This window comes from Streptomyces sp. NPDC001507 (genome assembly GCF_042894765.1).
Classification (GTDB): Bacteria; Actinomycetota; Actinomycetes; order Streptomycetales; family Streptomycetaceae; genus Streptomyces.
Genome location: NZ_JBIAVV010000015.1, coordinates 201586 through 215959, shown reverse-complemented (window position 1 = coordinate 215959; position 14374 = coordinate 201586). Strand labels below are relative to the sequence as shown.

Below are 14374 nucleotides of genomic sequence, written 5' to 3'. Positions count from 1 at the left end.
GCTGTGCTGGTAGCGGTGGTTCATGCCGCTCACCCTCCGCACCCGCCCGTCACGGCGTGCCACCCGACCGCTCCGGCACCGGCGGGCCGCCGCCCTCCTCGCCTCCGCCGTCTCCGTCGCCCTCCTCGGCGCGAGCGCCCCGCCGGCCCCGCTCGGCGTCGGCGACCGGCTCTTCCCGTACCTCGGCAACCCGGGGTACGACGTGGCGTCGTACGACCTCTCCTTCACCTATCCGGGCAGCAACGACAAGCCGCTGCAGGCCGTCACCACCATCGACGCCTGGACCACCAGCGACCTCGACCGCCTCAACCTCGACTTCGCGCACGGCAAGGTCGAGTCCGTCGAGGTCGACGGCCGGCCCGCCGCCTTCGAGAGCGCCGGCGAGGACCTTGTCGTCACGCCGGACGAGCCGCTGAGCCGGGGCGACTGGACGCGGATCACGGTGAAGCACACCAGCGACCCGGTCTCCGCCAAGGGCCAGGACGGCGGCTGGGTGCGCACCACCGACGGGCTCGCCATGGCCAACCAGGCCGACGCCGCCCACCTCGTCTTCCCGTGCAACGACCACCCGTCCGACAAGGCGATGTTCACCTTCCACGTGACCGCCCCGAACGGCTACGCCGTCGTCGCCAACGGCCTGCCCACCGGCTCCGTCCGGACCGGCGGCCGGACCACCTGGACCTACCGCACCCTGCACCCCATGGCCACCGAGCTGGCCCAGGTCTCCATCGGCCGCTCCGCCGTGCTGCACCGGGCGGGACCGCACGGACTGCCCGTCCGGGACGTCGTCCCGAGCGCCGACGCCAAGAAGCTCGAACCCTGGCTGGCCAAGACCCCGGACCAGATCGCCTGGCTGGAGAGCAAGGTCGGCACGTACCCGTTCGAGACGTACGGGGTGCTCATGGCGCAGGCGTCCACCGGCTTCGAGCTGGAGACCCAGACCCTCTCCCTCTTCGAGAAGAACCTGTTCACCGAACCCGCGTACCCCAAGTGGTACATCGAGTCGGTCATGGTGCACGAGCTGTCCCACCAGTGGTTCGGCGACAGCGTGAGCCCGCGCGTGTGGTCCGACGTCTGGCTGAACGAGGGCCACGCCACCTGGTACGAGGAGCTGTACGCGGAGGAGAAGGGCCACCAGCCCATGATCAACCGCATGAAGGCCGCGTACGGCGCCTCCGACCGCTGGCGCGCCGCCGGCGGACCGCCCGCCCTGCCCAAGGCCCCCGATCCCGGCCAGAAGATCAGCATCTTCCGCCCCAACATCTACGACGGCGCCGCCCTCGCCCTCTACGCCCTGCGCCAGGAGATCGGCAAGCCCGCCTTCGAGCGCCTGGAGCGGATCTGGGTCCAGCGGCACCGGGACGCCACCGCCACCACCGCCGACTTCGTCCGCCTCGCCTCCGCGGTCGCGGGCCGCGACCTCACCGGCTTCTTCGACGCCTGGCTCTACGGCGCGAAGACCCCGCCGATGCCCGGCCACCCGGACTGGAAGCAGGTCGCGGCCCCGAAGAAGCAGACCAAGAGGTGACGCGGGGCGGCCCCCCGAATAACACGGTGCCAGGACGGGGCGTACCGTGCGACCATCGTGGGGTCGGCACAGGCCGGCAGCGCCGGCAGCGCCGACCGCAGGCGGGCTCAGGTCGGCTCAGGTCGGCTCAGGTCGGCACGGTACGGGTCGCGGGGAATCTCCCGGGGTACTCGTACGTTGAGAAGTCGACGGCCGGATTCGGCACTCCCATCGACGTAAGGACCCAATGACCTCCTCTTCTTCCCCTTCCCAGGACACCAGGCGCCTCGCGCAGGACTACCCCGACGGTCTTCGGGCCGATGCCCTGATGGAAGAGGACGTCGCCTGGAGCCACGAGATCGACGGAGAGCGGGACGGCGACCAGTTCGACCGCTCCGAGCGCGCGGCCCTGCGCCGCGTCGTGGGCCTCTCCACCGAGCTCGAGGACGTCACCGAGGTCGAGTACCGGCAGCTCCGCCTGGAGCGGGTCGTGCTGGTCGGGGTGTGGACCTCGGGCACCGTGCAGGACGCGGACAACTCCCTCGCGGAGCTGGCCGCCCTCGCCGAGACCGCGGGCGCACTCGTCCTCGACGGCGTCATCCAGCGCCGCGACAAGCCCGACGCGGCCACCTACATCGGCTCCGGCAAGGCCCTGGAGCTGCGCGACATCGTCGTCGAGACCGGCGCCGACACCGTCATCTGCGACGGTGAGCTCAGCCCCGGCCAGCTGATCCAGCTGGAGGACGTCGTCAAGGTCAAGGTCATCGACCGGACCGCCCTGATCCTGGACATCTTCGCCCAGCACGCCAAGTCCCGCGAGGGCAAGGCGCAGGTCTCGCTCGCGCAGATGCAGTACATGCTGCCGCGGCTGCGCGGCTGGGGTCAGTCGCTGTCCCGCCAGATGGGCGGCGGCAAGGGCGGCGGCCTCGCCACCCGTGGTCCCGGTGAGACCAAGATCGAGACGGACCGGCGGCGGATCCGCGAGAAGATGGCGAAGATGCGCCGGGAGATCGCGGAGATGAAGACCGGCCGCGAGATCAAGCGCCAGGAGCGCCGCCGCAACAAGGTGCCGTCCGTCGCCATCGCGGGCTACACCAACGCCGGCAAGTCCTCCCTGCTCAACCGCCTCACCGGTGCCGGTGTCCTGGTCGAGAACGCCCTGTTCGCGACCCTGGACCCCACCGTCCGCCGCGCGGAGACGCCCAGTGGCCGCCTCTACACCCTGGCGGACACCGTCGGCTTCGTCCGTCACCTGCCCCACCACCTCGTCGAGGCGTTCCGCTCCACCATGGAGGAGGTCGGCGACGCCGACCTGATCCTCCACGTGGTCGACGGCGCGCACCCGGTACCGGAGGAGCAGCTGGCCGCCGTGCGCGAGGTGATCAGGGACGTCGGCGCCACCGACGTACCCGAGATCGTCGTGATCAACAAGGCCGACGCGGCCGACCCGCTGGTTCTCCAGCGCCTGCTGCGCAACGAGAAGCGCGCCCTCGCGGTCTCGGCCCGCACCGGCCAGGGCATCCAGGAACTCCTCGCCCTCATCGACAACGAGCTGCCCCGCCCGTCGGTCGAGATCGAGGCCCTGGTCCCGTACACCCACGGCAAGCTGGTGGCCCGCGCCCACAACGAGGGCGAGGTCCTCTCGGAGGAGCACACCGCCGAGGGCACCCTCCTCAAGGTCCGCGTCCACGAGGAACTGGCGGCGGACCTGGCACCGTACGTCCCGGCTCCGGCTGCGTGACAGTTCATGAGCGAAAGGCCCGCCCCCTTCTCAAGGGGGCGGGCCTTTACTCACCTGGGGTCGCGGGGCTGTTGTCGATATGCGGCTTCGCCGCGTGGGCGCGATCAACCACGACGGCGAGCCACCCGCCCACGCACCTACTGCACCACGGCGCGAGGGCGAAATCCGCCCACCTCACTGATCAGCAAACTCCTTACTGACCCCCTCATAAACCCCCTTGGCCACAGCACCGAACCGTGGCCCCGCCAGCCACCCCGAACTCACCGGCCCGATCGACGTGTTGGACACCAGCGCCGGCTTGCCGTCGGCGCCCGTCTCCACCCAGCCACCACCCGACGCCCCGCCGGTCATCGTGCACCCGATCCGGTACATCGTCGGCGCCGACGCGTCCACCGACAGCCGCCCGGGCTTGTCGGCGCACCGGTACAGCAGCGACCCGTCGTACGGCTTCGCCGCCGGATACCCCGTGGCGGTGATGCTCGACACCTTCGGCACCGCGGGTGCGTCGAAGTTCACCGGCAACGCAGAACCGACCGTCTCCTCGAGCGACTTGCCGCCACTTCCCTGCTCGGGCGTCACATGGATCACGGCGTAGTCGTACGACGCACCGTCGCCGCCCGTCTCGCCGCCCTGGTCGATCCACTGCTGCGAGGTCTGCGCCCCGTCACCCCACCAGACCCCGTACGGCGCGACCTCCGAACGGGTCGCCGTCGTGAGCGCCGAACCGGTCAGCCCCCTGTCGTTGTACGACGGCACGAACGCGATGTTGCGGTACCAGCCGCCGTTCTTGCCGGCGTGCACACAGTGTCCCGCCGTCCACACCAGGTTGGACTTGCCCGGGTGCGCCGGGTCCTCGACGACCGTCGCCGAACAGACCATCGTGCCCTCGGGGGAGTCGAAGAAGACCTTCCCGGCCGTGGCCGCGCTCGCGTGGTAGGCCGGCCGCACCGCCTGCGCCTGGACCGGCTCCGGCGTGGGGTCGGTGACCCCCTGGTCACCCGAGAGGTCGTTGTCGTCGACTCCCTTGTCCTTGTCGGGATCGTTGGCGTCGCGCATCCGGTCCGGGTCCCACAGGCCCTTGATGATGGGGTTGATGAAGTCGTTGGCCTCGCGCAGCCAGTCGTCCTTGTTCCAGTTCTTCCAGGCCCCGTGCTTCCACTTGTCGATGTCGATCCCGTGCTCTTTGAGCTTGTTCCTGATGTCGTCCGGAATCTTGATCTTGCCGTCACCGGTGTCGGCCGTAGCGGACGCGGACGCCGGGCCACCGGCGTTGTCGTCGCCGGAGCCGCCGCAGGCGGTGGCGGTCAGCGCCAGCGCCGAGGCGAGGGCGACGGCCGCCACCGCACGGGGCGCGCCCCCTCCACCTCGACGGGCGAACGGCGGCCGGATGGATCGCATGGTGGTGACTCCCCCCGTTGGTAAGGAACTTCAGCGGCACACACTATGCGCTCGCTGTGCGGCGCTCCCGATGGCCGGGCAACGGTTCTGCTACGGGCCTCACCGGCGAGGCAACCGCAGTTCTCGGGTGGATCGACGCGTCGCGAGCAGCGGGTGTCGTGCGTGCCGCAGGAGTGGTCCGGGGTCGGGGTCGGGGTCGGGGTCGGAGGGAGCGTTCCTGCCCGGCGGGTCGGACCCCGGCCGTGCCGTCCACGGCAAGGTCACGGCAAGGTCATGGCAAGGATCTTGAGACGACCCGTAACCCGTCGGCCGGTCCGGGGTTGTAGCGGTGGGGGTCCGGCTGCCTGTGCCCGGTGCCCGCCGAGCAAGTCGCCTCTGGACAGCGGGGAGGACAGCGAGCCGTGGCCGTGACGGAGCCGGTGACCGGGGAGACGTTCGGGGGAGCGCGCGCGGCACAGGAGGGGATCCTGAGGCGCCAGTCGGCGCGTGAGTCGCGGGCACGTACCTACGCGCGCGCCCTGCCCATCGTGCCGGTGCGGGCCCGCGGCCTCACCATCGAAGGTGCCGACGGGCGGCGTTACCTGGACTGCCTCTCCGGCGCCGGCACCCTGGCCCTCGGCCACAACCACCCCGTCGTACTGGAAGCGATCCGCAAGGTCCTCGACTCCGGTGCCCCGCTCTCCGTCCTCGACCTGGCGACCCCCGTCAAGGACGCCTTCATCACCGAACTGTTCCGGACCTTGCCGCCCGGCCTCGCCGACCACGCCCGCGTCCAGTTCTGCGGGCCCGCCGGCACGGACGCCGTCGAAGCCGCCTTCAAACTCGTCCGGGCCGCGACCGGCCGCACCGGCATCCTCGCTTTCACCGGCGCCTACCACGGGATGACCTCCGGCGCCCTGGCCGCCTCCGGCGGAGCCGGCGACGTCCGCGTGGCCCGGCTGCCCTATCCCCAGGACTACCGTTGCCCGTTCGGCGTCGGCGGCCCCCGCGGCGCCGAACTCGCCGCCCGCTGGACCGAGACCGTCCTCGACGACCCCAAGTCCGGCGTTCCGCTCCCCGCCGGGATGATCCTCGAACCCGTGCAGGGCGAGGGCGGGGTGATCCCGGCGCCGGACGACTGGCTCCGCCGGATGCGCCGGCTCACCGCCGAGCGGTCCGTCCCCCTGATCGCCGACGAGATCCAGACCGGGGTGGGCAGGACCGGCGCCTTCTGGGCCGTCGAGCACAGCGGCGTCACCCCCGATGTGATGGTCCTGTCCAAGGCCATCGGCGGCAGCCTCCCCCTCGCCGTCGTCGTCTACCGCGACGACCTCGACGTCTGGGAGCCCGGCGCCCACGCCGGCACCTTCCGCGGCAACCAGCTCGCCATGGCCGCCGGCACCGCCACCCTCGCCCACGTCCGAGAGAACGCCCTCGCCGAACGAGCAGGCCTGCTCGGCGCCCGGATGCTCTCCCGACTGCGGCGACTCCAGGACGACTTCGCGTGCGTGGGAGACGTGCGGGGGCGGGGGCTGATGATCGGGGTGGAGCTGGTGGACCCGGAGGGCGAGGGGCACCCGGGGGAGACGGACGACCACGGGAGGGAGACGGGGGCGCAAGGGGGCCGTGACGCCGTCGCCGCGGCGCGGAGCGGTGCGGAGAGCGCTGCGCAGACCGGGTGGGACGGCGCACCCCGGCACGGGCCGAGTCCCGCCGCTCCCGAACTGGCCTCGGCCGTGCAGCGCGCCTGCCTGGAACGCGGCCTGATCGTCGAACTCGGCGGCCGCCACGCCGGTGTCGTACGACTGCTGCCGCCACTGACCATCACCGACGAGCAGGCGGACGCCGTGCTGGACCGCCTCGCCGACGCGGTGACGGCCGTGGCCCGCGACCCGGCCGCTCACGGTCATGTTGCCAGGCGCCGACGTCCCGAGGGCCGCAGGGAACCGGACGACTGACCGGCGCACCGGCAAGGCGAAGGCCGGTCGGCGTACCGGGACGGCGAAGGCTGGCCGGCGCACCGGGGAGGCCCAGGTCGCTCGGCGCACCCGGCACGGACCCGCCGACCGAACCGTCCGCAGGGAGCCCGTCGCCGGGATCGCCCGCACGGCCGGGGCGGCCAGGACCGCCGAGACCGTCCCGACCGCTCGGACCAGCCGGACCGCTCCGAGCGTCCGGGCCGTCCAGATGATCCGGAACGCCCGGATCATCTGGACGGGACCTGCCGGTCGCCGACCCGTCGACAGCGGCCCGACCGGCCGGCGCACCCCGTACGAACCGTCCGGCCGATGACTGCGGAGCGAACCGACCACCCCACGAAACGAGCCACCGCACATCATCCGCACCCCTCTCATCAGGACACCCCGCACTCGACTCACCACCCCACCAGCCCGGTTCACCGGCACCACGCCGAACACCGCACCGCCCGAGCCCCGAGGAACCCTCCTTGAACGCCACCCCCGCGCCCGACGACAACGGAGACCAGGGCCCACAGGGACGCCCCGTTCCGCTCGCCGAGTCGGTCCCCCCGCAACGAGGCCGTACCTCCCAGCCCGAGCGGCCACGCGACGACACGGGAGACCTCCTCGAACACCCCGACCCGCACATCGCCGGTCAGGCCGCCGCCGTGGAGAACCTGCTCCGCTGCTGGGTACGCGAGACCAACCTGCCCGCGCCCGACACCGGCACCCTCCGCGTCCCCCTCCCCGCCAGCGGTACCGCACTGGTCACCCCGGTCCGCCACTGGTCCCCGACCGGCTGGCACCGCTTCGGGGCACCCCGCCTGGCCGGCGCTCCCGACACCGCCCCCACCGTCGACGCGGTCACCCTCGCCGCCCTGCTCACCCGCGAGACGACCACGGGACCAGCCGGCACGACCGACCGGGCCGGGTGCAGCACCGGTCTTGCCGAAGGCAGCACCGGCCACACCCTCCCCCAGGCCGCCACCCCCGACGGCGGCGACCTCGTGGCCCGGGTCGCCGACTCCCTGCGTCGCACCGTCACCTTCATCGCGGACCGGCGCGCCCACCCCGCCGACAGCCCCGACCGCTTCCTCGCGGCCGAGCAGGCACTCCTCCTCGGGCACCCGCTGCACCCGACCCCGAAGAGCCGCGAGGGCCTGACGGAGTCCGAGGCCCGGCTCTACTCACCGGAGTTGCGCGGCTCCTTCCCCCTGCACTGGATCGCGGTCGCCTCCTCCCTGCTCGTCACCGACTCCGCCTGGACCGAGCGAGGCCGTCCCGTCCCCGCACCGCACCTCATGGAACGCCTGGCCGGAGCCGCTCTGCCCCTGCCCCACGGCTGCGCCGCCGCCCTGCCCCTGCACCCCTGGCAGGCCCGCGAGATCGGGCACCGCGAGGAGACCGCCGCCCTCCTCGACGCAGGGCTCCTGCGCGACCTGGGCCCGCTCGGCGCCCCCTGGCATCCCACCTCCTCCGTACGAACCGTCCACCGCACCGGTGCCCCCGCCATGCTCAAGCTGTCGCTCGGTCTGCGCATCACCAACTCCCGCCGGGAGAACCTCCGCAAGGAACTCCACCGGGGTGTCGAGGTGCACCGCCTGCTGCGCACCGGCCTCGCAAAGCAGTGGCAGGCGGCCCACCCCGGCTTCGACATCGTGCGCGACCCGGCCTGGCTGGCCGTCGACAGCCTGGACGGCCGGCCCGTACCAGGACTCGACGTGGTGGTCCGGCACAACCCGTTCACCCCCAGCGACGACGTGTCCTGCGTCGCCGGGCTGGTCACGCCCCGGCCCCTCGACGCCCCGGCGGTGAACGGCAGGCCCCGCCCGTACCGCTCCCGGCTGGCCCGGGTGGTCTCCCGGCTCGCCGAACGCACCGGCCGGCCCGTGGGTGCGGTCAGCGCCGAGTGGTTCCTGCGCTACCTGGAGCAGGTCGTCCGCCCGCTGCTCTGGCTCGACGGGGAGGCCGGCATCGCCCTGGAGGCGCACCAGCAGAACACCCTTCTCGTACTGGACGCCGACGGCTGGCCGGCCGGTGGGCGCTACCGCGACAACCAGGGCTACTACTTCCGCGAGTCCCGACGCGGCGACCTCGACAGCAGGCTGCCCGGTATCGGCGAGCACAGCGACACCTTCGTCTCCGACGAGGTCACCGACGAACGCCTCGCCTACTACCTCGGCATCAACAACGTGCTCGGCCTGATCGGCGCGTTCGGCTCCCAGCGGCTCGCCGACGAGCGGCTGCTGCTCGCGGCGTTCCGCCGGTTCCTCACCGACGCGTCCACCGGACCCGCCCGGCTGCGCAGCCCCCTGCCCGGCCTCCTGCTCGACTCACCCGTCCTGCGCTGCAAGGCCAACCTGCTGACCCGGCTGCACGGCCTCGACGAACTCGTCGGCCCGGTCGACGGCCAGTCCGTCTACGTCACCATCACCAACCCCCTCCACTCCTCACCCTCGCCTTCCTGACCCAGCCGATTCCTGACCCAGCCGGCACCGACACCGTCACCGGCTTCTCCCGCTCCCTCCACCGCCCTTCACTCACCGCCCTTCACTCACCGCCTTTCACTCACCGCCTTTCACTCACCGCCTTTCACTCACCGCCTTTCATCCAGCAACCGAGGAACATGACCCACCTCGTCTCCTGAGAGGAGCGCACCATGCCTCCCACCGACGCGAGCGCCGACACAGGTGCCGTCCCGGTCCACCCCGGCCGTCCCGGACCCGCCGAGGACAACAGGGACTGCGAGGACACCCTGGACCTCCGCCTGCCCGACGAATTCCTCGCCCTCGTCGCCGGGACGACACCCGAGTCGCCCGGCTCGTACAGCTCCCCGAACCCGCTCGACGTGCGTGACCTGCTCGACCAGGTCGGCACCTGGGGCCCCACCAAGACCCCGGTCGGCCTCTTCCATCTGCTGCCGGTCCAGGTCGAACGCGACCTGCCGATCATCAGCGGCTGGATGAACGACCCCGGCGTGGCCGCGTTCTGGCAGCTGGCCGGCTCACGGGAGCAGACGGAGGACCATCTGCGGGCCCAGCTCGCGGGGGACGGACGCAGCGTGCCGTGCCTGGGCATGCTCGACGGCACCCCGATGAGCTATTGGGAGATCTACCGGGCCGACCTGGACCCCCTCGCCCGCCACTATCCGGCCCGGCCGCACGACACCGGCGTTCATCTCCTCGTCGGCGAGGTCGCCGACCGGGGACGGGGACTGGGGTCCGCCCTGCTCAGAGCCGTGGCCGACCTCGTGCTCGACCATCGCCCCGCCTGTGCGCGCGTCGTCGCCGAACCCGACCTTCACAACACCCCCTCCGTGGCCGCCTTCCTCAACGCGGGGTTCCGCTACGCCTGCGAGGTCGACCTGCCTGCCAAACGGGCCGCCCTCATGATCCGGGACCGGTCCCTACGTCACCTGATGTAGCGCTGAGTGATTGCGTGTACACATGTAGTACGAAGCGGCGACCGGTCGAGTTCCCGGCCGTCCAAAAGAATTCCGAGCACTCCGGACTTCGGCCTGCCCTTGCCCCTTCGCCTGGCGGTCCGGGAACCCCGGGCCTGATCCCACCCCCTGTCCACGCCTTGATCGCCCGGTTGTCAGTGCCGGGCCGTAGGGTGGTCGCGCTATGACGAAGCCCTCACTCCCCGAACTCCTGCATGCCGCTGTCACAGCCGTCGGCGGTACGGAGCGCCCCGGCCAGGTGACCATGGCCGAATCGGTCGCCGAAGCGATCGACGACGGATCCCATCTGCTGGTCCAGGCCGGCACCGGCACCGGAAAGTCGCTCGGCTACCTGGTGCCCGCGCTCGCCCACGGAGAGCGGGTGGTCGTCGCGACGGCGACCCTCGCCCTGCAGAGACAGCTCGTGGAGCGGGATCTGCCGCGCACCGTCGACGCCCTGCACCCGCTGCTGCGCCGGCGCCCGGAGTTCGCCATGCTCAAGGGCAGGTCGAACTATCTGTGCCTGCACCGGCTGCACGAGGGCATGCCGCAGGACGAGGAGGAGGGCCTCTTCGACCAGTTCGAGGCGGCCGCGCCCACCAGCAAGCTCGGTCAGGACCTGCTGCGCCTGCGCGACTGGGCCGACGAGACCGAGAACGGCGACCGCGACGACCTCACACCGGGTGTCTCGGACAAGGCCTGGGCGCAGGTCTCGGTCTCCTCCCGGGAGTGCCTCGGCGCGTCCAAGTGCGCCTACGGCGCCGAGTGCTTCGCCGAGATGGCCCGCGAGCGCGCGAAGCTCGCCGAGGTGGTCGTGACCAATCACGCCCTGCTCGCGATCGACGCCATCGAGGGCGCCCCGGTGCTCCCGCAGCACGAGGTGCTGATCGTGGACGAGGCGCACGAACTGGTCTCCCGTGTCACCGGCGTCGCCACCGGCGAACTCACCCCGGGCCAGGTCAACCGCGCGGTCCGGCGCGCCGCCAAGCTGGTCGACGAGAAGGCCGCCGACCAGCTCCAGACCGCCGCCGAGGGCTTCGAGCGGCTGATGGAGCTGGCGCTGCCGGGGCGCCTGGAGGAGGTTCCGGAGGATCTCGGTTATGCCCTGGCGGCGCTCCGGGACGCCGCCCGCACCGTGATCTCCGCGCTCGGTACCACCCGCGACAAGTCGGTCCAGGACGAGGACGCGGTCCGCAAGCAGGCACTGGCCTCCGTGGAGACCGTGCACGACGTGGCGGAGCGGATCGTGAACGGCTCCGAGTGGGATGTCGTCTGGTACGAACGCCACGACCGCTTCGGCGCCTCCCTCCGGGTCGCCCCGATGTCGGTGTCCGGCCTGCTCAGGGAGAAGCTCTTCGCGGACCGCTCGGTCGTCCTCACCTCGGCGACCCTCAAGCTCGGCGGCGACTTCAACGGGGTCGGCGCGTCCCTGGGCCTCGCCCCCGAGGGCACCGAGGGCGAGGACCTCCCGCCGTGGAAGGGCGTCGACGTGGGTTCGCCCTTCGACTATCCGAAACAGGGCATCCTCTACGTCGCCAAGCATCTGTCCCGCCCCGCGCGGGACGGCGACCGCGCCGACATGCTCGACGAACTGACCGAACTGATCCAGGCCGCGGGCGGCCGCACCCTCGGCCTCTTCTCCTCGATGCGCGCCGCCCAGCAGGCCGCCGAGGAACTGCGCGTCCGGATTCCCGAGTTCCCGGTACTCCTCCAGGGCGAGGAGACCCTCGGTGAACTGATCAAGAACTTCGCCGCGGACCCCAGGACCTGCCTCTTCGGCACGCTGTCGCTCTGGCAGGGCGTCGATGTCCCCGGCCCCAGCTGCCAGCTGGTCGTCATGGACAAGATCCCGTTCCCGCGCCCGGACGACCCGCTGATGAGCGCGCGGCAGAAGGCCGTCGAGGACGCCGGCGGCAACGGCTTCATGGCGGTCGCCGCCACGCACGCCGCGCTCCTGATGGCCCAGGGTGCCGGGCGGCTCGTGCGCGCGTCCGGGGACCGCGGTGTGGTCGCCGTGCTCGACCAGCGGCTGGCCACCGCGCGGTACGGCGGATATCTCAAGTCCTCACTGCCCGACTTCTGGTACACCACGGACCGTAACCAGGTCCGCAGGTCGCTGGCCGCCATCGACGAGGCAGCACGGCAGGCGGAGGCGGAGGCGGAGTGATCGCGGGGGGGGGGGGGGCCGCGGGGGGGGGGGGGCGCCCCCCCGGCCCGGGGGGGGGGGGGGGGGGCCGCCGGGGGGGGGGGGGGGGGGGGGGGTTGGGGGGGGGGCCCCCCCCGGCGCCCCCGCCCCCCCCCCCCCGCGATTCCAGGCAGGCGGTCGCCGGGGTCCGGGCAGTGCAGGGCCCCGGAACCGGCGCAGGGGTCCCGGGGCCCGGTCGAAGGGCGGGCGGAATGACCGCCCGCCGCAGGCGTCACACGCGCCGCAGGACCGCGACGACCTTGCCCAGGATGGTCGCGTCGTCGCCGGGGATCGGCTCGTAGGCCGCGTTGTGGGGGAGGAGCCAGACGTGGCCGTCCTCGCGCTTGAAGCGCTTGACGGTGGCCTCGCCGTCGAGCATGGCGGCGACGATGTCGCCGTTCTCGGCCACCGGCTGGCGGCGGACGGTGACCCAGTCGCCGTCGCAGATCGCGGCCTCGATCATGGAGTCACCGACGACCTTGAGCACGAACAGCTCGCCGTCACCGACCAGCTGCCGGGGAAGAGGGAAGACGTCCTCGACCGACTCCTCGGCGAGGATCGGTCCGCCGGCGGCGATCCGGCCGACCAGCGGAACGTACGACGCCGCGGGCTTGCCGGCGGTGTCCGTGGGCTGCACGGTCACGGCCTGGTCGGAGCCGCGCACCTCGTACGCACGCGGGCGGTGCGGGTCGCGGCGCAGGAAGCCCTTGCGCTCCAGTGCCATCAGCTGGTGCGCCACCGAGGACGTGCTGGACAGGCCGACGGCCTGACCGATCTCCCGCATCGACGGCGGGTAGCCCCTCCGCTGTACCGAGTCCCGGATCACCTCGATCACCCGGCGCTGCCGGTCGGTAAGGCCCGAGCTGTCCGCCCGGATGCCTGGAGGTCGGCCCGGCAGGGAACGCTTGTGCCCCTCGGGATTCACGGCTTCGTTCATGGCGTGCACCGGGTCGAGTCGGCCCTGGGAGCGGTCCTGGGCGGTGATGGTGGCACTGTCTGCGGTCGTGGTCACGTCGGCCCCTCTCGATGGTCTCCCTGCTGGACAACGGTAGTTGCTTTCGAAAGGTTGCGCCAAACACACGTTCGAGTGAAAAAACGCGGTTCACCGTACGTGATCGCATGTCTGGGTGTATGGCTCACGCGATACCCGGCAGGCAAAAGGGCCCATTGTTGTACTCTTCACCGCCGGGGGACGGCCTTGTGGGTGTGCCCAGTCTGCCATCCGGACCGCCGCCGACCGGGATGTCCGTCCCCATCTGCGCCGGAGTCGCACGTGACCTCCGTGCGGCGCCCACGGTATCTCCGTATCGGCCGTAGCGGTACGTGTGCGACACGCGCAACCTGGTGATGTATCTGCCAATCACCACATCTAGTGGTTGGATTGCTACGGCTGCCCACAAGTTGTGGTCCCCCGGGTCTCCGCTCTCACTGAGATCGCCTATGCTTGGGGCTGCTTCGAGGGGCCCATGTGGCCCAGCGAGGCTATTGAGTCTGCTGTGAGGAGGGTTGGAGATCATGCACTGCCCCTTCTGCAGGCACCCCGACAGCCGCGTGGTCGACAGTCGTACGACCGACGACGGCACGTCGATCCGCAGGCGCCGCCAGTGTCCGGACTGCTCCCGTCGTTTCACGACCGTGGAGACGTGCTCGCTCATGGTGGTCAAGCGGTCCGGAGTCACCGAGCCGTTCAGCCGTACCAAGGTCATCAACGGCGTGCGCAAGGCATGCCAGGGACGGCCTGTCACCGAGGACGCACTCGCCCAGCTCGGCCAGCGGGTCGAGGAGGCGGTGCGGGCCACCGGAAGCGCCGAGCTGACCACCCACGACGTGGGGCTGGCCATACTCGGCCCGTTGCAGGAGCTCGATCTGGTCGCCTACCTGCGATTCGCCTCCGTCTACCGGGCGTTCGACTCGCTCGAGGACTTCGAGGCCGCGATCGCGGAGCTCAGGCGGGCGGCCCAGGACCCCGTCGCGGACGACGAAGTCGCGGGAGCGGGGGGCCAGGAGGACGATCACGGGCCGGGCGGGGGCGTGCAGGTGCCCGCACCCGTTCACATCGTCGGCTGACGGACGGAACGGAACCGGGCGGAGGGCCTGGATCCGGTTGTCGGACGGCGATCCAGGACTTGTCGCGGGTGGCGGCTGAGGGCACTCGCGATGCGAA

Annotated in this window: 9 protein-coding genes; 7 read left to right on the top strand and 2 right to left on the bottom strand. The window is 71.8% G+C overall.

Annotated elements, in window-relative coordinates; genetic code table 11:
• The first annotated feature begins 22 nt into the window (after positions 1 to 22).
• Together ACFY0K_RS40480 and hflX are read left to right on the top strand one after the other, a co-directional pair.
• The gene (locus ACFY0K_RS40480) at positions 23 to 1528 is read left to right on the top strand and encodes a M1 family metallopeptidase (protein WP_390644061.1); all 1506 of its coding nucleotides are present in this window, start codon (positions 23 to 25) and stop codon (positions 1526 to 1528) included.
• Positions 1529 to 1754: 226 nt separating this feature from the next.
• The gene (gene hflX, locus ACFY0K_RS40475; RefSeq protein ID WP_351961685.1) at positions 1755 to 3248 is read left to right on the top strand and encodes a GTPase HflX; all 1494 of its coding nucleotides are present in this window, start codon (positions 1755 to 1757) and stop codon (positions 3246 to 3248) included.
• 174 nt (positions 3249 to 3422) lie between these two features.
• Here the strand turns inward: hflX and ACFY0K_RS40470 are convergent, their stop codons facing one another.
• A complete protein-coding gene (locus ACFY0K_RS40470; protein WP_390644060.1) occupies positions 3423 to 4646 on the bottom strand; it encodes a trypsin-like serine peptidase in 1224 nt (407 codons plus the stop codon).
• Positions 4647 to 5047: 401 nt separating this feature from the next.
• Here ACFY0K_RS40470 and ACFY0K_RS40465 point away from each other — a divergent pair, with 401 nt between their 5' ends.
• The 4 genes from ACFY0K_RS40465 (at position 5048) to ACFY0K_RS40450 (ending at position 12192) form a co-directional block, all read left to right on the top strand.
• Entirely contained in the window at positions 5048 to 6583 is a 1536-nt protein-coding gene (locus tag ACFY0K_RS40465; RefSeq protein WP_390644059.1) for a diaminobutyrate--2-oxoglutarate transaminase family protein, read from the top strand.
• Between the two features lie 488 nt (positions 6584 to 7071).
• Positions 7072 to 9051 carry an IucA/IucC family protein gene (locus tag ACFY0K_RS40460; protein ID WP_390644058.1) on the top strand — a complete coding sequence of 660 codons (1980 nt, stop codon included), beginning with the start codon at positions 7072 to 7074 and terminating at the stop codon, positions 9049 to 9051.
• A 191-nt stretch (positions 9052 to 9242) separates the two neighbouring features.
• Positions 9243 to 10007: a GNAT family N-acetyltransferase gene (locus ACFY0K_RS40455; RefSeq protein ID WP_390644057.1), complete on the top strand. Its 765-nt coding sequence runs from the start codon at positions 9243 to 9245 to the stop codon at positions 10005 to 10007.
• A gap of 202 nt (positions 10008 to 10209) precedes the next feature.
• Complete coding sequence (locus tag ACFY0K_RS40450; RefSeq protein ID WP_390644056.1) at positions 10210 to 12192, top strand: ATP-dependent DNA helicase; 1983 nt, start codon at positions 10210 to 10212, stop codon at positions 12190 to 12192.
• A 250-nt stretch (positions 12193 to 12442) separates the two neighbouring features.
• On the opposite strand, the gene lexA is transcribed toward ACFY0K_RS40450, so the two are convergent.
• Positions 12443 to 13222 (bottom strand): transcriptional repressor LexA, encoded by a 780-nt coding sequence (gene lexA, locus ACFY0K_RS40445; RefSeq protein WP_133028126.1) that lies wholly within the window; start codon positions 13220 to 13222, stop codon positions 12443 to 12445.
• Positions 13223 to 13725: 503 nt separating this feature from the next.
• Between lexA and nrdR the strand changes: the two genes are divergently transcribed.
• Complete coding sequence (nrdR, locus tag ACFY0K_RS40440) at positions 13726 to 14277, top strand: transcriptional regulator NrdR (protein WP_390644055.1); 552 nt, start codon at positions 13726 to 13728, stop codon at positions 14275 to 14277.
• Positions 14278 to 14374 lie beyond the last annotated feature (97 nt).